This window comes from Paraburkholderia sp. BGA-UO-ETr-F21, assembly GCF_059567925.1.
The window spans coordinates 162,570-182,924 of the sequence record NZ_JCAQOY010000005.1; the positions used below are offsets into that span (position 1 = coordinate 162,570).

Below are 20,355 nucleotides of genomic sequence, written 5' to 3' on the forward strand. Positions count from 1 at the left end.
GCTCCGGTTCAGGAAGCGCCAGTTTGCAACGGGTAACCCCGGAAAGTCCATCTGAAGGGACGTGCCGTCTGGTTGCGCTCGCGGATGAACTGCTCTGTACGCTCGCGCAGATGCACCGTGCTGGTGTGGCTGGCGTGACGCAGCACACGGCGCGTATAGAGCCCAAACCACAGTTCGATCTGGTTCACCCAGCTCGCGTGCAAAGGCGTGAAGTGGAAGTGAAACCGCCCGCCATGCCGCGCGTTGAACGCCTGCCACACGGCCTGTGCACGATGCGTGTTCAGGTTGTCCCAGATCACATGCACCTGTTTGCCCGGATACGCGGCCGCCACGCTGTCCATGAAAGCCACCAGGCCCTCCTGGGTGCGCCGGTCGCGGCAACTGCCCAGCACCTGTCCGGAATGCACATCCAGTGCCGCTATCAGCGCCTGTGTGCCATGACGGATATATTCAAATTCACGGCGACGCAACCGTCCCGCTGCGGGGGCGCGCCCAGGATGCTTGCGCTCTATGGCCTGAATGCCGGTCTTCTCGTCGATGCTCAGCACGACCGCATTCTTCGGCGCCTTGCGGTACAGCCCGCAAATCACGTTGACCTTCTCGCGAAAGGCCGGATCCGGACTGTGCAGCCACTGTTGCACCCGATGCGGGCGAACGTCGCCGGCCTGCAAAATGCGTTGCACATGGCTGCGGCTAATCTGTTCGACGATCCCACGCTCGACTGCACGCGTCACAATCTCGTCGAGCGTCGGCGTGACCCGGCCTCCCGCTTCCTGCACTTCACACGCCAGCGCGATCAACTGCAGCCGTGTCTCCTGCGTGATGCGCGGCGGACGACCACTGCGCTCGCCCTCCCGGATACCTCGCGCGCCTTGCCGTGCGATGCGCTGGCGCCACTGGCTGACTGTCTGCACAGACACCCCCAGTTCCTGCGAGATCGCCGCGCTCGTGTAGCCCTCGTGAGCCATTAACGCGATGCGTGCCCGCGTCACATCGCGCTGTGCAGCCGTCGTGCGCCGGATCAGCGACTGCAGCTCCTGTCTTTCCTTCCTGGCCAGCTTCACTGGCGTTGCATGGCGTCCTCGACTCATACGGCCAGGATAAACCATCCGATCAATTAATAAAAGTATTTAGGGGATGTTGTACTAGTCGTGCTGCAGCCAGCGCACCGTCACTCGCCGGCAAGAATGTGCACCCACATGTGATTCGACATACAACCGCTTCGCTACTACTGCAGGCCGGTGTCGACATCAATACGATACGCGGCTGGCTTGGGCACGTGTCGTTGGAGACGACCAACATCTATGCCGAGATCAACCTGGAAACAAAGGCGCGGGCGCTGGCGACATGCGAAGTGCAAGGCAATGCCGAAGTACAAAAACAATGGCGTGATCAGCCCGACCTGATGGCCTTCCTCCGCACCCTGTAGCCGAATAATATGTGCTGTTCGATTTCCGCAAAGACGCTGCCTTGGCCTCGTTGGTTATCGACCAGCACATTTTTTTACCACACCATACTCGTGATTATGGGCTCGAGCCCATAATCATGAGAATGGCAGCGTTGAATCCTCGCATCGTTACCTGAAGGACCAGATCGATCAGGCGCTGGAATTACGAGGCCATCGCGACTTCGCCGACCGGGCGGCCTACGACGAGTTTGTGCGCGGCGTCGTGATGCGCCGGAACCGGCGCAATGCCGCGGCGTTCCAGGTCGAGCGGGAATACCTCCTGGATCTGCCAGAGCACCGCACCACTGACTTCGTCGAGGAAGAGGCGCGCGTGACCCGCTGCGGCACCTTCAGCGTGCGCGGCGTCCTGTACAGCGCGCCGTCGCGACTGATCAGCCACCGGCTAAAGGTGCGCGTCTACGGCGACCGGCTCGATTGCTATCTGTCCGGCGCGCTCGTGCACAGCACCGCGAGAACCACGAGCACAAGCAAGGGCCGCGGACGGGCGATCGACTACCGGCACTTCATCGACTCGCTCAAGCGTAAGCCGCAGGCCTTCAGGGGACTCGCGTTTCGCGACGACCTGTTTCCTCGCGAGGCGTACCGCCGGGCTTGGGAGCGACTGGATCGGGATATGACGCCGCGCAACGCCTGCAAGACCATGGTGGGCCTGCTCGATCTGGCCGGTAACCACGGCGTGGAGGCTCAACTGGCAGAACGGCTCGACACCTTGCTCGCGCTCGGGAACCTACCCGATCTGGAGAAGCTGTTCAACGAGTTCGCGCCACGCGAGGCTGAGTGCCCGGTGGTGGTGGTCGAGATGCCCGACGCGTCGCTTTACGACACGCTGCTCGATGAGGAGGTGCTGGCATGAACACTCCCGCTTACGACGCCGGCAGCATGGGACTGATGCTCAACGAATTGCGTCTGCCCACGATCGGCCGGCTGTGGTCAGACTTCGCGCAACGCTCGGACAAGGAAGGTTGGCAGGCCTCTCAATTACTCGGCGTGCTGTTCGAGCATGAACTGGCTGAACGGGCAAAACGCAGGCTGGAACGTCATCGCGCCGAATCGCAACTGGATCCGACCAAGACGCTCGCGACCTTCGACTTCGGCGTCGTCCCGATGGTCTCGAAGGCGCACGTGATGGCACTGGCCACCGGCGATTCATGGCTCGAGTAAGGCGCCACGATACTCCTGTTCGGGCCACCTGGTGCGGGCAAAAGTCATCTTGGAAGCGCGATTGGGCATGCGCTGATTGATGCGGGCTACCGGGTCCTGTCCACGCGTACCAGCGAACTGGTGCAGAAGCTTCAGGCAGCATGCAAGGCGCTGCAATTGCCTTCGGCACTCGCCAAACTCGATCGCTTCGATCTCATCCTCCTCGATGACCTGTCGTACGTGAGGAAGGATCAGGCGGAAACCAGCGTGCTGTTCGAGCTGATCGCCGAGCGGTATGAGCGGCGAAGTCTTCTGATCACGGCCAATCAGCCATTCTCCGGCTGGAACGACGTCTTCCCGGATCCCGGCATGACGGTCGCCGCCATCGACCGGCTCGTGCATCACTCGACGATCTTCGAGCTGAATGTTGAAAGCTATCGACGCCGCAAAGCCAGCGACAAACAGAATGCTCGCCGGCGTCAATTACCCAACGACAATGACGAAGGAGCAGCGACAACGACATGACCTCCTGGCCAGCGACAACTCCCCCGTTGACCGGCCAGATAGTTGTCGGTGAGTGGGCATGCGACGTGACGCCATCCACGGCGACGTTACGCGGTAACGCATGCGCGATGCCGTTACTGCGTAACGAAATCTGACAGGGGAAGAAAATGGCAAAAACAGCTGCGCAACGGCAAGCCGCATACAGGGCGCGGCGCCCTCATTCAGGCCATGACGGCAATGGTGAGCGACGCCTGAGCGTCTGGATCGAGACCGGCGCCTCCCTGGCACTTGCCAGGCTGGCACGTCGTTACGCAGTAACGCAACAGACATTGATCGAGCAGTTGGTCGTCGCGGAAGATGAGCGCATCCTCGCGGGCATTGAGCCCGATTCGGCGCAGTGGCGTGCGTACTTCATCGACACATCGTTACGCGGTAACGACGGCGATCAAATAAACGAAAAATTCCCCAACGACAATAACGAAGGAGCAACGACAACCATGACCACCTAACCCGTAACAATCACCTCGGCCGACCGGCCAAGATGATGGAATGAACGCCCCCACCTATCGGACGTTAGGAGCTGAAAAAGTGGACCCTCACGGGCCGCCGGCATCAAAAGTGCCCAAATTGGAAGATCATGAAGGTCTTCACAGGCTAACCGGAGGGTCCGAGATGAAGTATACGACGGTCGGGGTCGACATCGCGAAGACGGTGTTCCAGCTTCACTGGGTAGATGCTGACACGGGGGAGATCGTCAGCCGGCAGCTCAAACGGGCGCTGTTTCTTGAGCACTTCGCGAACCGGGCTCCTTGCCTGATAGGGATGGAGGCGTGCGGCGGAGCTCAGCATTGGGCACGGCGGTTAATTGAGATGGGTCACCAGGTAAAACTGATGCCGGCGAAGTTCGTCAAAGCCTTCGTGATTGGCAATAAGAATGATCCGGCAGATGCACGCGCGATCTGGATGGCTGCCCAGATGCCAAGTAAAGCGGTCGCGGTGAAGACCGAGGCGCAGCAGGCAGTGTTAGCGCTGCACCGGATGCGGCAACAGAAAGTCAAGTTCCGGACCGCACAGATGAACGGTCTGCGCGGGCTGCTCACTGAATACGGCGAAGTGATGAGCAAGAGCCGGGCAGCGCTCGACAAAGCGATTCCCGCGGTACTTGCGAGACTTGCCGAGCGTCTGCCGGCGATGCTGATCGAGTCGTTGCGTGAGATGTGGAATGACCTCGAGCGCCTCGATAAGCAGATCGCCGACATCGAACGACGCTTGCAGACGTGGATGAAAGAAGACAAAGCGTGTCATGCGATCGCGGCGATACCCGGGGTGGGTTTGCTCACTGCGACCGCAGTGGTTTCGACTATGGGCGATCCGAAAGCGTTCAAATCCGGACGCGAGTTCGCGGCCTGGCTCGGTCTCGTTCCCGGACAAACGGGCACGGGCGGAAAGATTCAGTTGTTGGGCATCTCCAAGCGTGGCGACACGTATGTACGTACCTTGCTGATCCACGGTGCACGCAGTGTGCTCTTCCACGCGAAGGAGCCAGGTCCGTGGGTCGAGCAGATGAAAAAACGAAGACCGCCGAACGTGATCACCGTGGCACTGGCGAACAAGATGGCTCGGACGATCTGGGCAATCCTTGCACATGGCAAGCCGTATCAGAAGGAGCACGTGAGTACCAGGCTGGCCTGATGGTCAGAGCAGAAACAGAACATTTAAACTTTGCAGGGTGACGTCAAAGGTTGCGTTGGCAACGAGTGTGATGACAAGACAGGTCGGACCGGAACTCGCTAAACCTGAAAGATGATTCGAGCTTGGAGCTCATGCGACAAATGAGGGGCGAGTTAGCGGATTTCANGCACGTGAGTACCAGGCTGGCCTGATGGTCAGAGCAGAAACAGAACATTTAAACTTTGCAGGGTGACGTCAAAGGTTGCGTTGGCAACGAGTGTGATGACAAGACAGGTCGGACCGGAACTCGCTAAACCTGAAAGATGATTCGAGCTTGGAGCTCATGCGACAAATGAGGGGCGAGTTAGCGGATTTCATCGGGGCCCGCAGCGGATGAGGCTGCAAGAAGGCCGTATATAAAGCTGCAGCCTATCCTGTTAAATCAAAGCACGCGAAAACTGGCGCATAAGGGGGCGTTCATATAAATCATCTTGATGTTGAACACATCGGGCTGGCCGAGTCGCAGCAGCAGGCCGGCAACCGGCAGCACCGCGATCGGTAGCATCAGCGCGCGTCCCAGCCGCTGAATTTTCAGAAACGGATTCCCATCCATTGATACCTCCAATCCTTTGTCTCTTTGTTGAACGTCGTTGTCGAACGTCGTTATCGAACGTCGTCGTTGAGTCTTGTAGCTCGGGTTAATAATTGAGCGAAGCCGGCTGCGGACCGTGTGGGGTTCAGTCCAAAGGCCAGGTTTCGCGACTTGCTGCTCTTACCGCCTGCGCCGATTCGAGCGCCAGTGCATCCTGGGCGCGTTGACGGCACAGCTGATAATCGAGGTTACGCACGCGCGCCTTGATGCCCGGCACCGACACCGGGTCCACCGAAAGCTCGGTCACGCCAAGGCCGATAAGCAGCGGCATGGCGAGCGGATCGCCCGCCAGCGCGCCGCACACACCGACCCATTTGCCGTGCTTGTCGGCACCTTGCACGGTGGCTGCGATCAACCGCAGCACAGCCGGATGCAAGCCGTCCGCCTGGGCGGCGAGGTCGGCCTGGCAACGATCCATGGCGAGCGTGTATTGCGTCAGATCGTTGGTGCCGATCGAGAGGAAATCCGCGTGTTGCGCGAGTTGATCGGCAAGCAGCGCCGCCGACGGCACTTCGATCATCACACCGACTTCGATTGGCTCCGTGCGGCCCGATTCGCGAGCGAATTCGTCGATGCGTTTGCGGATCCGGATCAATTCGCCGACGTCGGTCACCATCGGCAGCAGGATGCGCACGGCGCCGAGAGGCTGCACCGCGAGCAGACCACGCAACTGGTCGTCGAGCAGGTCCGGGCGCACTTGCGCGAGGCGGATGCCGCGCAAGCCGAGCGCGGGATTCGGCTCGGGCGGCAGCGTCAGATAGTCGACTTCCTTATCCGCGCCGACATCCAGCGTGCGGATGATCGCGGTGCGACCGCTCAACGCGTCGACGATTGCCTGGTAGCTCTGACGATGTTCGTCCGTGGTCGGCGCAGCGGCGCGGTGAATGAACAGCAGTTCGGTGCGCAACAGGCCGACGGAATCGGCGCCGTTTTCGACGGCGGTCTTCGCGTCGTCGAGCGTGGCGATGTTCGCGGCCACTTCGATCGCGCGGCCATCGGACGTGACGGCGGCTTGCTGCGAGGTACGGCGATTGGCTTCGCGCACACCGGCGAGACGGGTGCGTTCCAGACGTGCGCGTTCAACGTCGAGCCCGGTCGGCGCGAATTCGAGGCGGCCGGTCGTGGCGTTCACCACCACTTGCGTGCCTTCGGGAATCGCATGCAACGCGTCGCCGACTGCCACCAGTGCGGGAATGCCCGCCTGACGCGCCAGAATCGCCGCGTGCGAAGTCGCGCCGCCGCGCGCCATCACCAGCGCGGTAACGCGCGAGCGATCCAGCGTCGAGAGATCGGAGGGCGTGAACTCTTCCGCCGCGAGCACGGCTTCTTCCGGCAACGTGCGCGCCGCGGCGTTCGTATAACCGAGCGCGCGCAGCACGCGCTTCTCGATGTCGCGCAGGTCAGCAGCGCGTTCCGCGAGCAACGCGTCTTCGATTTTCGAAAGGATCGCGATCTGCGCACGGATCGCTTCGCGCCATGCAAAGCCGGCGCTCTTGCCGAGGCTGATCAGATCGCGCGCCGCGTCGAGCAGCGTGGGATCTTCGAGCAGCACGCGGTGTACCGCGAAAATGCCCGCTTCGCCGACCGCGCCGCGCTGCGATGCGTCACGCACGGTCGTGCCGAGGTCCGCATCGACGGTGGCAATCGCCTTGTCGAGCAGGCGGCTCTCCGCGGCGGACGTGCCGGTCGCCTTCTCCGGCGGATCGATGTCCGCGTCGTCCCAGCGCACCAGTTTGCCGACCGCGATGCCCGGTGCGGCGCACACGCCGGCGAGCGTATTCGGAGCGAGCGCTTCGCCCGCCGGACGCGCCACGGCTTGCGGCGCCGGCGAACTTTGGCGTGCCGGTTTTTCTTCGACTTCGCCATGCGCTTCGCGCGTCAGTTCGTGAGCAATGGCTTCGATCGCGGCCCTCGCTTGCGGGCCGACGCCGAGCAACTCGACGGTCGCGCCCTCACCCGCGCCGAGTCCGAGCAAACCCACCACGCTTTCGATCGCCGCCTTGCGCCCTTCGTAACGCACTTCGACGCGTGCGTCGAAACCGCGCGCCGCTTCACGGGCCCGCGCCGCCGGACGTGCATGCAGACCGCCTGCGTGGACCAGCGTGACTTGCTGACGGGCTTCTTCCGCCACGTTCGTCACACCAGCCTGGCGTGACGCCTCGGCCGCCGCGCCACTGCGCGCGCGGAGCACCAGCAGCGGCGTTTCACCGGCTTTCAGCAGGCCGCCTTGCACGCGCTCGACGATCTCGAACGCGTCGGAATTGGCAATCGCCACCACCGACACGAGGCTCGGCGCTTTGAGCGCGACCTGATCCTGATCGAACTCGATCAGCACGTCGCCGGCGCGCACGTGAGCGCCTTGCGCGACCATCGGCGCAAAGCCCTTGCCGTTCAGCGCGACCGTATCGATACCGATATGCAGCAAAATCTCGACACCTTCGGCAGTGGCAAGCGTCACTGCGTGACCCGTGCGCGCGAGATGCGTCACCGTGCCGTCGCACGGCGCGACGAGTCGGCCCTCGAGCGGATCAATACCGATACCGTCGCCGAACATACCGCCCGAAAACACAGGGTCGGGCACGTTCGCGAGCGGCACGACCGGACCGGTCATCGGCGCGAGCAAAACAATATGGCCTTCAGAATGGCTCATCAAGCGGGACTCCTCGACACGTCGCATCTGATTTCTCGTCAGTGAGTTTCGGTGACTTTGTTGAGATGGCGCGGCGCATCGGGATTGCGCCCGCGCGCGGCGGCAAGGCCGGCGGCCATCACGTAAAAGGACAGGATCGCGGCGATCGGATCGAGCGCCGCATGAGCGGTGGTAGCGAGAGGCAGCGTGGCTTCCGGCACGTCGGCCGGCGCCGCGAGCAGCACACGGGCGCCGCGCGCCTTCATGTCGCGAGCGAGTTGCAGCAAGCCCGCCTGTTCCGGACCGCGCGGTGCGAAGACCAGCAGCGGGTAGTCGCGGTCGATCAGTTCCATCGGACCGTGACGCACTTCCGCGCTCGAAAACGCTTCGGCCTGAATGCCGGAGGTTTCCTTCAGTTTCAGCGCGGCTTCCTGCGCGATGGCCAGACCCAGACCGCGGCCGATCACGATCATGCGCTCCACGCCGTGCAATTCCTCCACGGCATTCGACCAGTCGAGCTTGCCCGCGGCTCGCAGGGCTTCGGGGAGTGTCTTCAACGCCGCGAGCAGTTCGGCGTCTTTCTGCCAATGCGCGACGAGTTGCGCGGAAATCGACAGCATCGCGATGTAGCTCTTGGTGGCCGCAACGCTCAGTTCCGGACCGGCTTCGAGCCGCAACTCGAATTCGCACGCATCGGCCAACGGTGAGCCCGACACGTTCACGGCAGCGACCGTCAACGCGCCTGCCTGGCGCAATGCTTCCATCGTGCCGACCAGATCCGGGCTCTTGCCCGATTGCGAGAACGCCAGCGCGAGCTGATCGCGCACCTGCAGCGGCGCTTGCTGGAGCGTCGCGACCGACATCGGCAGCGAGGCAACCGGCACGCCGAGTCGGCTCATCGTCAGGCATGCGAAGTAACTCGCCGCATGGTCCGAGCTGCCGCGCGCGACCGTCAGCGCGACATGGCGCGGCTGCTGTGCAAGCTTTACCGCGAGGGCCTCGACGCGCGAGGTATCCGTGAGTTGCGCAGCGACCGTTTCAGCGGACGCCAGCGCCTCTTTAAGCATATTCGACAATTGCTTCTCCTTCGACGTAAGTCGCGCTCAACGCCAGTTCACGATCGAACACGACCACGTCGGCCCACGCACCGCGCGCGATGCGGCCGCGGTCCTCGATGCCCAGGTAGTCGGCGGCGTAGCGCGACAAACGGTTCGATACATCGGCGATCGGCAAGCCGATCGACACGAGATTGCGCAGCGCCTGATCCATGGTCAGGGTGCTGCCGGCGAGCGTGCCGTCGGCGAGACGCACGCCGCCGAGGCACTTCGTCACATGCTGGCTGCCGAGGCGATATTCGCCGTCAGGCATGCCGGTGGCCGAGGTGCTGTCCGTCACCACATAGAGACGCGGAATCGCGCGCAATGCCGCGCGGATCGCACCAGGATGGACGTGCAGCAGATCGGGAATGATTTCGGCGAACTCGGCGTGCGCGAGCGCCGCGCCGACGAGGCCGGGATTGCGATGGTGCAGCGGTGACATCGCGTTGAACAGGTGCGTGAAGCCGCAGGCGCCGTGCTTGAGCGCGGCGACGGCGTCGTCGTAGGTGCCGAGCGAATGGCCCAACTGCACACGCACGCCGCGCGCCGCCATCTCGGAGATGATCTCCATGTGGCCGGCAATTTCCGGCGCCAGCGTGACCACGCGAATCGGTGCGATGGACAGATACTTCAGCACTTCGTCCATCACCGCCGAGACCGCTGCGTCCGGTTGCGCGCCGAGCTTGCCGGGATTGATGTACGGCCCTTCCAGATGCACGCCGAGCACGCGCGCGCCGCCGGGCGTGCGAATCCGCGCGTTGTTGCCCAGACCCGCGACGACGCTCATCAGTTCATCGCGCGGCGCGGTCATGGTGGTGGCGAGCAGGCTCGTCGTGCCATAACGCGCATGCGTGCGGGTGATGGTTTCGATCGCGTTGTCGCCTTCCATCACGTCGGCGCCGCCGCCGCCATGCACGTGCAGATCGATGAAGCCAGGCAGGATGTAGGGCGCGTCGTTGGTCGACGGGTCGACACGTTCGCCGGTGAGCGCCGTGATGCGGCCGTTTTCGAATTCGAGCGTGCCGTGAATCCACCCATCGGTGGTGAGTATGTTTCCGGTCAGCATGAGTCTCTCTGGTAAGGCGTGATACGGGGCGTGACTGAATGAGGCCTGACGGCGGCCGTGCTCCTGAACTCGCGGACTTCGCGCGTGGCTCAGTCGAGCCGCTCAGGTGCGCAATTCAGCGACAAAGTCGTAGTAATCATCGCGGCAATAGGTGTCGGTCAGCTCGATCGCGCGCTGATCGGCGCTATAGCCGATACGGGTAATGACCAGCAGCGCCGAGCGCGGTTCGATATCCATCAACGCGGCGATCTCGCTCGACGCGTTGACCGCGCGAAAGTGCTGCAAGGCGCGCACCACGGCCGCGCCACGATGTTCCAGATAGCTGTAAAGCGAGTCGCCGACGGCTTGCGGGTCGGGCACGATGGCGGCCGGCAGCGCGGAATGCTCGACCGCCATGACAATGCCGTCCGCGCGCCGCAAGCGCCGCAGACTCGCCACCGCCGCGCCTGGCGAGAGTCCGAGATGCACCAGCTCTTCGCGGTTGGCGGCGCGCATATCGCGCTCGAGCCACACCGAATCTGGCCGGAAGCCGCGCTGCTGCATCTTCTTCGTAAAACCGGTGAGACGCGAGAGCGGATCTTCGACGCGCGGCGTGATGAAACTGCCCGCGCCACGAGCGCGCCGGATCAAGCCTTGCTCGACCAGCAACTCGATCGCCTTGCGCGCCGTAATGCGCGACACGCCGATCGCGTCCGAGAGCGTGCGCTCCGAGGGCAGCGCCTCACCCGCTGACCACACGCCGCAATGAATCGCCGTCGCGAGATTGCGCGCAAGTTGCAAATAGAGCGGCGTGACGTTGCGGGCGTCAGGCATCAGTGCGGACCAGCGAGTTTCCATGGGACTCCGGCGGCCGACGCGGAAAGGTAGGCCTACGAAAAATGAGAGCCCATTATATAACCAACATAATACCAGTCAATCGACTGGTTCTATACTGGCATGACGAGGCGCAAAGCCTTGCCGGATAAGGCCGGAAGGGATCTAAGGAGCAGTTGGAACGCGGTTTCTGGAGCCCAGGACTTACCCGTATCCGAGCGTGAGAAGGCGGCTGGGTGGCCGGAGCACGGTCTTTTCCGCGTAAGAAATAGGACCCTGATCGATACCTTTTTAATACCAGTTCAATCAACCCTTTACCGGTATGGCTTTTGCAAAAGAGAGGCGTTCCAATATAGTGCTGGGAAGCAAGCCATAACATTCCCCCGGGGAGCAGCATTTGACCGATTCCGAGGCGCTGCGGCGCGCTCAGGCCGTCCGCCATTTCAACCGCTTCTACACCCAGCACATTGGCGCACTCCACGAGCACCTGGCAAAGAGCGCGTTCTCTCTGACCGAGGTGCGTGTGTTGCACGAACTCTACCGCGGACGTGCGCAAACGGCCTCGGTGCTCGGGCGTGCGCTCGGTCTCGACAGCGGGTATCTCAGCCGCCTGTTGACCAGTTTCGAACGGCGCAATCTGATCACGCGCCGCCCGTCTGAAACGGACGCGCGCCAGTCGCTGATCGCCCTCACCGACAGCGGCCACGCCGCCTACGCGCCGCTCGATACCGCGGCGATCGAAGAAGTGTCTGTATTGCTAGCCGGCCTCCCGGCGCTCTCCCAGGAGCAGTTGATCGCCGCGATGAAGATCATCGAACGGCTGCTCGGTAAGGAGCCGAAGCATGAACTCGTGATGCTTCGCCCGCCGCGCCCAGGTGAATGCGGCTGGCTCGTGCATCGGCAGGCGCAGTGGTTTGCCGCGCAATACGGCTGGAATCAGTCGTTCGAAGGATTGCTCGCGCGGGTCGTCGCCGACTACACGCAACGCAACGATCCGGTGCGGGAGATGTGCTGGGTCGCCGATCAGGAAGGGGTCGTGGTCGGCTCGGTCTGTGTCGTCGGGGTGTCGACGACGGTGGCGGGCGTGCGGCTCTTATGGGTCGAGCCCGACGTGCAGCGCCTCGGCGTCGGCACCCAATTGCTGAGCGAATGCGTGCGTTTCGCGCGGCGCGCGGGCTACACGAAGCTCACGCTAACAACGGCCACCTCGCTGGAACAACCGCGGCGCCTGTGCGAGCGCGCCGGTTTCAGGCTTGCCAGCGCGGCGGCTGAGTGCCGCTTTGGCAAGGATCTGACGATCGAGCGATGGGAACTGGAACTGTAGAACGCGTCGCTCTTAAAACGACGGCACCACCGAACCCTTGAACTGCGTCTTGATGAACTGGCGCACGTCTTCCGACTGATACGCGGCAACCAGCTTCTTCACCCACGGCTTGTCCTTGTCCTGCGTGCGCACGGCAATCAGGTTCGCGTACGGGCTATGCACGTCTTCGAGCGCGATCGCATCTTTGGTCGGTTGCAGGCCGGCGGCCAGCGCGAAGTTCGTGTTGATCGCGGCGGCATCGACGTCCGACAGCGAGCGCGGCAGTTGCGCGGCATCGAGTTCGACCAGCTTGATCTTCTTCGGATTCTCGGCAACGTCGAGCGCCGTCGCGTTATTGCCGTTCGCGCCCGCACCGGCCTTCAGCTTGATCACGCCTTGCGTTTGCAGCAACAGCAGCGCGCGATTTTCGTTCGACGGATCGTTCGGCACCGCGACCTTCGCGCCTTGCGGCAGGTCCTTCAGCGACTTCAGCTTCTTCGAGTAGATGCCGAGCGGCGAGATGTAAGTGAGACCGGCGCTGACGATCTTGTAGCCGCGCTGCTTGATCTGGCTATCGAGGTACGGCTGATGCTGGAAGCTGTTCGCGTCGAGATCGCCTGCGTCGAGTGCGGCGTTCGGCTGCACGTAGTCGTTGAATTCGACGACCTTCACGTTGAGGCCTTCGCGCTTCGCCACTTTCGTGACGACTTCCCAGATTTGCGCATCCGGGCCGCCGATCGTGCCGACCTTGATCACTTTGTCGTCGGCGTGCGCGCCGAAGCTGGTAACGATCGCCGCACCGGCGATGACTGCCGAGAGGGCTTTGAGGATGTTTCTGCGCTGCATGTGATTCTCGCTGTTTCTAATCAATGACCTGGCCGACGATTTCATCGACGACCTATCGAGTTCTGATCGATGTCAGATTCGGGTGGAAGCCGGCGGCAAAGATTGCTTCTGGCAATGCGCCGCCAACTGGACCTCAAATGGTCTCATATGCCCGGCGAGATGGGAAATACCACGATCGCATATGGTTATGCGCGCCGAACGGCGTTGAACCGCCAGCGAGTGAAAGCGGCAAACGGTCGGCCGTACATGGAAATCAGAAGGTGGTCCATTCATCATCGCGCGGCGTGGCCTTGGCTGCTTCGGCCGCTGCGCGCGGCTTGCCAACCGGCTTTGCGCTTGCAACGGCGGCGGCTGGTGCCGGAGCCGGCGCCGCAGCCGCTTTCACTGGCGTCGGCAGCTTCGGTTCGGCGCGCGACGATGCCGGCGCGGACTGCGCAGCCGCGCTAACTTCGCGAGCAGCCGCCGAGTGCGTCGTAGCCGTCACTCTGCGCGCCGCGAGCGCAGCCGAACTCTGCGAACCACCGTCCGTGTCGCTCACGCGAAACGCGCTCACCGTGTCGCGCAAACGCCCCGCCTGATCCTGCAACGAAGCCGCCGCAGCCGCAGCCTGCTCGACCAGTGCCGCGTTCTGCTGCGTCACTTCGTCCATCTGCGTGACGGCGCGGCCGACCTGGGAAATACCGCTGCTCTGCTCTTCGGATGCCGCCGCGATCTCGCCCATGATGTCGGTGACGCGTTGCACGGCTTGCAGAATCTCGCCCATCGTCGTGCCGGCCTGCTGCACGAGCGTCGAGCCGTTGTGTACGCGTTCGACCGATGCGCTGATCAACTGCTTGATCTCCTTGGCCGCCGTTCCCGAGCGCTGCGCGAGGCTGCGCACCTCGCCGGCAACGACCGCGAAACCGCGCCCCTGCTCACCGGCGCGCGCAGCTTCCACGGCGGCGTTCAACGCCAGAATGTTGGTCTGGAATGCAATGCCTTCGATCACGCCGATGATGTCCGCGATCTGCCGCGAGCTGTCGTTGATCTCGCCCATCGTGCCGATCACGCGGCTCACCACGACGTTGCCGCGCATCGCGATTTCGGACGCATTATGCGCGAGTCCGCTCGCCTGCCGCGCGTTGTCGGCGTTCTGCTTGACCGTCGCGGTGAGTTCTTCCATGCTCGCCGCCGTTTCCTGCAGCGACGCGGCCTGCTGCTCAGTGCGCTGCGACAGATCACCGTTGCCTGCGGCGATCTGCTGCGTAGCCGACGCGATAGATTCCGCCGAGCGACGAATCTCGCCGATGGTCCGCTGCAAACGGTTCTGCATTTCATGCATGGCCGCCATCATGCTGGTCTTGTCGCGCGGACGTACGTCGACCACTTGGGTCAGATCGCCTTGCGCGATACTTGCCGCGAGCCGCGCCGCCTGGTCCGGCTCGCCGCCGAGACTCGCGCGCACGTTGCGGATGATCAGCACCATCGCAAGCGAGATGATCGCGCCGATCACCAGTACGACGACGAGGTGGCCAAGCAGCGTTTCGTAGTACGCCGTATCGATGTCCTTGATGAACACGCCGCTCGTGATGTTCCAGTCCCAAGGCGCGAAGCGCACCACATAACTGAGTTTCGGCACGGCGGTTTCAGTGTGCGGCAGGCGCCCGCGATACTGCGCGAAGCCGCGGCCGCTTGCCTTGGCCGCGTCGACGATCGCCACGTACAGGAGCTTGCCGTCCGGATCCTTGAAGTCGCCGACCGCCTTGCCGGTCATTTGCGGCAGCGTGGGATGCATCAGCACCACCGGCTTCGAATCCATCACGAACAGATAGCCGGACTCGCCGTAGCGCATGGTCGCAAGACGGGCTAGCGCTTCGCGCTGCGCATCGGCCGCACTCATCTTGCCGCTCTGCGACAGCGCGTAATAGCCGTTCACGACGCCTTGCGCGGCATCGACCAGATTCACCATGCCGGCCTTGCGCTCGGCCAGCATCGTGCTGCGCGTTTCGACCGCGCTCCACAGCCCGACACCCAGCAGTCCCAGCCAGACGAGCGCGAGCGACAGCCATAGTTTGCGATTCAAACTCATCCTGCTCATTGTTGTGGTCTCTCTTCGTGTGATTCGTGTTTCGTTCGCAGTCGCAAGCACACGGTTTCGCGTCGCGCGCAAACGATTGCTAGCGAGATAACGGCATGATTTACCGACAACTTGAGAGACTCTGTAAGGAGAGCGCCGGCAGGGTCCGGCGGTCTGCACGCAGGTTGATCGCGCGCAACGAATCGTGCTCTGAACGATAATCCGAAGCTGCGGTCGCGTTCTGGCGGCGCATTCCCTTGCTCGAGAAGACACCATGTACGTTATCGACCTCATCTACACCGCATCGCTCGAACGCATCGACGACGCATTGGAAGCGCATCGCGCATTTCTGGCGCGGCAGTTTGAAGCAGGTGTGTTCGTCGCCGCCGGACCGAAAGTGCCGCGCGACGGCGGCATCATTCTGGCGGTGCGCATCGAGCGCGATAAGCTCGATGAGATTCTCGCCAGCGACCCGTTCGCGCAGCAGAAGCTGGCGCGTTACGAGGTGACGGAGTTCAAGACGACGCGGCTTGCGCCGGGGTTGAATCTGCCGATTCCGACCTGAGAGGAGTAAAGCGAGGGGCGTTGTTGAAAACGGGCGCGATGTGGCGTGCGCCCGCCATGGATCGGTGCGTCAGTCGAGCAGCAGCTTGATATCGTGCACCCACGGCGTTGCGCCCTGGCCGTCACGCGCGAACAGGCGCAGCTTGCCGTCCGTATCGAACACATAGCTCGCTGCCGTGTGATCCATCGTGTAGCTGTCAGGCGTCTTGCCCGGCACCTTCGCGTAGTAGACGCGAAAGTCTTTCGTGATTTTGGTGAGTTGCGCCTGATCGGCCGGGCGCAAACCGACGAACGTCGGATTGAATGCCGGCACGTATTGCGCGAGCAGAGCCGGCGTATCGCGATCGGGGTCCACGGTAACGAACAGCACCTGCACGCGCTTTGCGTCTTCCGGGCCGAGTTGCTGCAACGCTTGCGACAATTCGGCCATCGTGGTCGGACAAACGTCCGGACAATGCGTGTAGCCGAAGAACAGCACCACGACCTTGCCCTTGTAGTCCGCCATGGTGCGCAAATGACCAGACGTGTCGGGCAGCGAGAAGTTGCTCCCGAACTGCGTATTGCCGGTGATGTCGAGATTCTGGAATGCCGGCGGCTGCTTGCCGCAGCCCGCCACCAGCAAGGCGCCGCCGAGCGCGCAAGCTATCACAGCGGCACGCGCCGTACGCGCGAAGCGGTTATTGAGCATGGTTTTACGCGCCGATCACGACGCGCGCATAGTGGTCGATCAGCAGCGCGGCGAACAGCAGCGACAGATAGACGATCGAATAGCGGAAGGTTTTGCGCGCGAGGTCGTCCGAGTACTCGCGGTAGATCTTCCACGCATAGGCGAGGAACACGGCACCCAGCAACACGGCCGCCACGAGGTACACCACACCGCTCATGCCGGAGACGAAGGGCATCAACGTGACCGCGAACAGGATCACCGTGTACAGCAGAATATGCAGGCGCGTGTACTTCTCGCCGTGCGTGTTCGGCAGCATCGGCAGGCCGGCGTTTTCGTAGTCTTTGCGGCGATACAGTGCGAGCGCCCAGAAATGCGGCGGCGTCCACACGAAGATGATCAGCACCAGAATCCAGGCATCGCCCGGCACGTGGCCGGTGACCGCGGCCCAGCCGAGCGCAGGCGGCATGGCGCCCGAGGCGCCGCCGATCACGATGTTCTGCGGCGTGGCAGGCTTGAGCAGCAGCGTATAGATGACCGCGTAGCCGACGAACGTGGCCAGCGTGAGCCACATGGTGAGCGGATTGGCGAACGTATAGAGCGTCCACATGCCGAGGCCGCCGAGCACGGCCGAAAACAGCAGAATCTGCGCGGTGGTGATTTCACCGCGCGCGGACGGCCGCCATGAAGTGCGGCGCATTTTCGCGTCGATTTTCTGTTCGACGAGGCAATTGATGGCGAACGCCGCGCCGGCCAGCAACCAGATGCCGACGGTGCCGCCGATCAGCGGAGTCCAGGGCACCATGCCGGGCGTCGACAGGAACATGCCGATGACGGCGCAGAACACGGCGAGTTGCGTGACGCGCGGCTTCGTCAGGGCGATGTACTGGGAGACCCGGCTACCGGGCGTTTGGGAAAGTGTTGTGCTGTCCATGTGGAGTCACGCTGGCGCGGCATCGCGCGCAGGAAACACGGCGCGGCCGGGACGGCTATAAGCGATCCGAAAGTTTAACATAACGAGCAGAAGCAGCAGGATTGCGGCCCCACCGTTATGCGCCACCGCAATGGGCAACGGCCATTGCAGAACGATGTTCGACAGCCCCGTGATGAACTGGATCAGCACCACCAGCAGCACGCCGTTCGCCGGCCGCCGCAGCGACTCGAAGCGGCGTAGTTTCAACGCCAGCCAGACCAGATAAGCAACCACGACGATCGCGAATGTGCGATGCGTCCAGTGAATCGCCACCAGCGCGTCCTGGGTGATCATGTCGCCGTCGCCGGTCATGCCGAGCGCACGCCACAGGTGGAAGCCGTGCGCGAAGTCCATGGGCGGAACCCATTGGCCGTTGCAGGTCGGGAAATCCGTGCAGGCAAGCACCGCGTAGTTCGTGCTGACCCAGCCGCCCAGCGCGATTTGCGCGATCAGCAGCACGAGGCCCGCGAGCGCGGCCGCACGCCAGCGCGCGGCTTCGGGTTCGAACGCGGGCAACGGCGTCTGCCGCGCGGCCAGCCAGCCGAGCGTGCCCAGCAGCGCGAGGCCGAGCAGCAAGTGCGTCGTTACGATGATCGGCTGCAGCTTCATCGTCACCGTCCACGCGCCGAACGCGCCTTGCACCAGAATCAGCAGCAACAGCGAGGTCGGCCACCATGGCGACACATGCAGCGCACGCCGTTTGACGCGCGCCGTCCACGCGATAACTGTCTGCGCGATGATCAGCACGCCGATCGCCATCGCAAAGTAGCGGTGGATCATTTCGATCCATGCCTTCGTCATGCTGACCGGTCCGGTGGGCATAGCCTGATGCGCGGCCGTGATCGCCGCATGCGCGATGAACGGCGACGACGTGCCGTAGCAGCCCGGCCAGTCCGGACAGCCGAGCCCGGAATCGGTGAGCCGCGTGAAGCCGCCGAACATCACCAGATCGAGCGTGAGGAAGGTAGTGAGCCAGACCAGCTTGCGGAATTTGTTGTCGTCTGCCTTGACCCACACGTAGGACAGCGGCAACAACGCGATACACAAGCCGATCAGGGCCAGTTGCAGTACGAACATCTCTCTTACCTATGTTGCGGCATCAGCCGATGCTCGACCATTTGAGCAGCTTGGTCACGTCGCCCTTGATCTTGCTGGGGTTCGGATCTTTCGGGAAACGCATCATCAGATTGCCGTTCGGATCGACCATGTAAATGTGGTCGGTGATTTGCGTGCCGTTCTCAGTGGGCAGCCACGCGGACACCTGTGCCGGATCGGCGATCATCATGTTGGTGTCGGGGTAGGCCTTTTGTATCACGTCTGCGACGTTGCCTGCATCGGTACGCAACCAGACTTCCACGACGCGTTCGCGTTCCGGGCCCTGAGCTGCGCGGATTTGTCGCATGAAGTAGAGCTTGGTGGCGCAGGCTTTGTCGCACGCGCTGTTGTCGACCGAGATCAGCAGCCAGCGGCCGCGCAGCGTTGCGAACTTGATGGGCTTGCCATCTTCGCCCGTCACCACGAGCGAATCGGGAATCGGGCGTTGCGGTTCGACCAGCGTGCCGTAACTCGTGCTGCCGCCGGTCGGCTTGATCACGTAGTACGTGAAATACGACACGGCGATCGGTGCCGCGCAGATGATCGCCAGCAGCAGCAGAATCCAGCGGCCGCGCTCCCACGAGCCTTTGCCATTGGGTTGGCCAGGCATGGGCTTGGGCGCTGCGGGTTTGCCGGCTTGCGGCGAACGGGGAGATTGCGTCGACACTACAGGACCTCTTTCAATGATTACGCGGCGCCACGGCCCTGCTCGGGCCACGACGCCGCATGTGCTGCGTTACACGCCCGGCGCGTGCTCTTTCTTCGCCGCACGGCGCGCGGCGTAAAGGCCAAAGACGAGCGCCGCGGCCGCCATGCCCCACCACTGGAACATATAGCCATAGTTGCGCTCGACACCGTTGGTGGGCGCGGGCCAATCGCGCACCAGCTTGTCGCCGTCGTCGCTCAACTGCTGGATCACGAACGACTGCAGCGGCAAACCGGTTTCCGCGGCGTACGCGGCGGTATCCAGATTCTGGCGGATCAGTTGATGCTCGGCCGAACCACCCTGCCCCAACTCGTATGCGCGCGACGCGTCAGCCCGCGCAATGCCTTCGATCTCGATTTCACCTTGCGGCGTCGTATACGGCGCGATGGTCTCGCGATTGTTCATGTTGCGCGGCAGCCAGCCGCGATTGACCAGCACGTAGCCGCCGTCGGCCAGTTTAAAAGGCATCACGACGTAAAAGCCCGGCTGGTCGTTATACGGACGATTATCGAGGTAGACGACTTTATCCGCGACGAAACTGCCGCGTGCCTTCACGCGATGAAACTCGATGTCCTTCAATGCGACCGGCGCGGCGCTCACCGGTTGGGCGGGCGCGTTCTCGAACTGCGTGATGTGCGCTTCGAGCGCTTCTTTCTGATGCGCGCGGTCACGTTGCCAGAAACCCAATCGTACCGTCACCACGATCACCAACAGAATCAACAGCGCAGGAACGAGGCGGATCTTCATCGGGTACGCTCCACCACCACTCGCGGCGCGACGGGGAACGTGCGGCAAACGCCGGCGCGCGGTGCGATAATAAATGCCTTGCCCCTGCGCTTCCTGATTTCAGCTGGTTCCATGCACATTCTCGTTCCCATCGCCTTCGTCCTGATCATCGCCAGCATGGTGTCGGCGCTGTACTTCATGATGCATGACAAGGGCAAAACCAAGCGGATGGTCTGGTCGCTCGCCACGCGGGTGGGCCTGTCGATCTCGCTATTCCTGTTCATCCTGTTCGCTCACTGGATGGGCTGGATTCAATCGACCGGCATTCCTTACGGGCGCTGAGCCCGGCGCAAAGATTCCCACGCCGCCAAACAAAACGCCG

General features: G+C 62.8%; 19 protein-coding genes and 2 pseudogenes. 8 read left to right on the plus strand and 13 right to left on the minus strand.

Going from position 1 to position 20,355, the window contains the following annotated elements; all coding sequences use genetic code 11:
- Positions 1 to 8: 8 nt before the first annotated feature.
- The gene (locus tag AC57B1_RS02220; protein WP_496416439.1) at positions 9 to 1,091 is read right to left on the minus strand and encodes an IS630 family transposase; all 1,083 of its coding nucleotides are present in this window, start codon (positions 1,089 to 1,091) and stop codon (positions 9 to 11) included.
- Between AC57B1_RS02220 and AC57B1_RS02225 the strand changes: the two genes are divergently transcribed.
- From AC57B1_RS02225 to AC57B1_RS02245, 5 genes and pseudogenes are all read left to right on the plus strand, one after another.
- Entirely contained in the window at positions 1,001 to 1,429 is a 429-nt protein-coding gene (locus AC57B1_RS02225) for a tyrosine-type recombinase/integrase (RefSeq protein ID WP_496416440.1), read from the plus strand. The genes AC57B1_RS02220 and AC57B1_RS02225 overlap by 91 nt on opposite strands.
- 103 nt (positions 1,430 to 1,532) lie before the next feature.
- A pseudogene (locus AC57B1_RS02230) lies at positions 1,533 to 2,321 on the plus strand (Mu transposase domain-containing protein); the annotation flags it as partial.
- A pseudogene (gene istB / locus AC57B1_RS02235) lies at positions 2,318 to 3,133 on the plus strand (IS21-like element helper ATPase IstB). The pseudogenes AC57B1_RS02230 and istB, both read left to right, overlap by 4 nt.
- A 146-nt stretch (positions 3,134 to 3,279) precedes the next feature.
- Complete coding sequence (locus tag AC57B1_RS02240; protein WP_496416441.1) at positions 3,280 to 3,621, plus strand: hypothetical protein; 342 nt, start codon at positions 3,280 to 3,282, stop codon at positions 3,619 to 3,621.
- A 163-nt stretch (positions 3,622 to 3,784) separates the two neighbouring features.
- Positions 3,785 to 4,804 carry an IS110 family RNA-guided transposase gene (locus AC57B1_RS02245; protein WP_496416442.1) on the plus strand — a complete coding sequence of 340 codons (1,020 nt, stop codon included), beginning with the start codon at positions 3,785 to 3,787 and terminating at the stop codon, positions 4,802 to 4,804.
- A 421-nt stretch (positions 4,805 to 5,225) separates the two neighbouring features.
- Here AC57B1_RS02245 and AC57B1_RS02250 read toward each other — a convergent pair whose 3' ends face one another.
- From AC57B1_RS02250 to AC57B1_RS02270, 5 genes are all read right to left on the minus strand, one after another.
- Positions 5,226 to 5,396: a hypothetical protein gene (locus tag AC57B1_RS02250; RefSeq protein WP_496416779.1), complete on the minus strand. Its 171-nt coding sequence runs from the start codon at positions 5,394 to 5,396 to the stop codon at positions 5,226 to 5,228.
- Between the two features lie 124 nt (positions 5,397 to 5,520).
- Complete coding sequence (gene ptsP / locus AC57B1_RS02255) at positions 5,521 to 8,085, minus strand: phosphoenolpyruvate--protein phosphotransferase (RefSeq protein WP_496416443.1); 2,565 nt, start codon at positions 8,083 to 8,085, stop codon at positions 5,521 to 5,523.
- 38 nt (positions 8,086 to 8,123) lie between these two features.
- Positions 8,124 to 9,131 (minus strand): SIS domain-containing protein, encoded by a 1,008-nt coding sequence (locus AC57B1_RS02260; RefSeq protein ID WP_496416771.1) that lies wholly within the window; start codon positions 9,129 to 9,131, stop codon positions 8,124 to 8,126.
- Entirely contained in the window at positions 9,124 to 10,227 is a 1,104-nt protein-coding gene (gene nagA, locus AC57B1_RS02265) for an N-acetylglucosamine-6-phosphate deacetylase (protein ID WP_408184549.1), read from the minus strand. The genes AC57B1_RS02260 and nagA overlap by 8 nt, the downstream gene beginning before the upstream one ends.
- 102 nt (positions 10,228 to 10,329) lie before the next feature.
- Positions 10,330 to 11,064, minus strand: coding sequence for a GntR family transcriptional regulator (locus tag AC57B1_RS02270; RefSeq protein ID WP_091796846.1), 735 nt, complete (start codon positions 11,062 to 11,064; stop codon positions 10,330 to 10,332).
- Between the two features lie 373 nt (positions 11,065 to 11,437).
- Between AC57B1_RS02270 and AC57B1_RS02275 the strand changes: the two genes are divergently transcribed.
- A complete protein-coding gene (locus AC57B1_RS02275) occupies positions 11,438 to 12,364 on the plus strand; it encodes a bifunctional helix-turn-helix transcriptional regulator/GNAT family N-acetyltransferase (RefSeq protein WP_091796847.1) in 927 nt (308 codons plus the stop codon).
- Between the two features lie 12 nt (positions 12,365 to 12,376).
- Here the strand turns inward: AC57B1_RS02275 and AC57B1_RS02280 are convergent, their stop codons facing one another.
- Together AC57B1_RS02280 and AC57B1_RS02285 are read right to left on the minus strand one after the other, a co-directional pair.
- Positions 12,377 to 13,189 (minus strand): MetQ/NlpA family ABC transporter substrate-binding protein, encoded by an 813-nt coding sequence (locus tag AC57B1_RS02280; RefSeq protein WP_091796848.1) that lies wholly within the window; start codon positions 13,187 to 13,189, stop codon positions 12,377 to 12,379.
- A 253-nt stretch (positions 13,190 to 13,442) separates the two neighbouring features.
- Entirely contained in the window at positions 13,443 to 15,266 is a 1,824-nt protein-coding gene (locus AC57B1_RS02285) for a methyl-accepting chemotaxis protein (protein ID WP_496416444.1), read from the minus strand.
- 253 nt (positions 15,267 to 15,519) lie between these two features.
- Between AC57B1_RS02285 and AC57B1_RS02290 the strand changes: the two genes are divergently transcribed.
- Positions 15,520 to 15,810, plus strand: coding sequence for a YciI family protein (locus AC57B1_RS02290; RefSeq protein ID WP_091796850.1), 291 nt, complete (start codon positions 15,520 to 15,522; stop codon positions 15,808 to 15,810).
- Positions 15,811 to 15,879: 69 nt separating this feature from the next.
- On the opposite strand, the gene AC57B1_RS02295 is transcribed toward AC57B1_RS02290, so the two are convergent.
- The 5 genes from AC57B1_RS02295 to AC57B1_RS02315 all read right to left on the minus strand — a co-directional run bounded on the left by AC57B1_RS02295 (position 15,880) and on the right by AC57B1_RS02315 (position 19,994).
- Complete coding sequence (locus AC57B1_RS02295; protein ID WP_496416445.1) at positions 15,880 to 16,497, minus strand: SCO family protein; 618 nt, start codon at positions 16,495 to 16,497, stop codon at positions 15,880 to 15,882.
- Between the two features lie 4 nt (positions 16,498 to 16,501).
- Positions 16,502 to 17,407 carry a heme o synthase gene (gene cyoE / locus AC57B1_RS02300; RefSeq protein WP_091796852.1) on the minus strand — a complete coding sequence of 302 codons (906 nt, stop codon included), beginning with the start codon at positions 17,405 to 17,407 and terminating at the stop codon, positions 16,502 to 16,504.
- A 6-nt stretch (positions 17,408 to 17,413) separates the two neighbouring features.
- A complete protein-coding gene (locus AC57B1_RS02305) occupies positions 17,414 to 18,523 on the minus strand; it encodes a COX15/CtaA family protein (protein ID WP_408479445.1) in 1,110 nt (369 codons plus the stop codon).
- A gap of 22 nt (positions 18,524 to 18,545) precedes the next feature.
- Positions 18,546 to 19,208, minus strand: a complete 663-nt coding sequence (locus tag AC57B1_RS02310) for an SCO family protein (RefSeq protein WP_091796854.1) — start codon at positions 19,206 to 19,208, stop codon at positions 18,546 to 18,548.
- 69 nt (positions 19,209 to 19,277) lie between these two features.
- Positions 19,278 to 19,994 (minus strand): SURF1 family protein, encoded by a 717-nt coding sequence (locus tag AC57B1_RS02315; RefSeq protein WP_408184542.1) that lies wholly within the window; start codon positions 19,992 to 19,994, stop codon positions 19,278 to 19,280.
- Positions 19,995 to 20,105: 111 nt separating this feature from the next.
- Between AC57B1_RS02315 and AC57B1_RS02320 the strand changes: the two genes are divergently transcribed.
- Positions 20,106 to 20,315, plus strand: coding sequence for a twin transmembrane helix small protein (locus tag AC57B1_RS02320; RefSeq protein WP_007179452.1), 210 nt, complete (start codon positions 20,106 to 20,108; stop codon positions 20,313 to 20,315).
- The last annotated feature ends 40 nt before the right edge of the window (positions 20,316 to 20,355 follow it).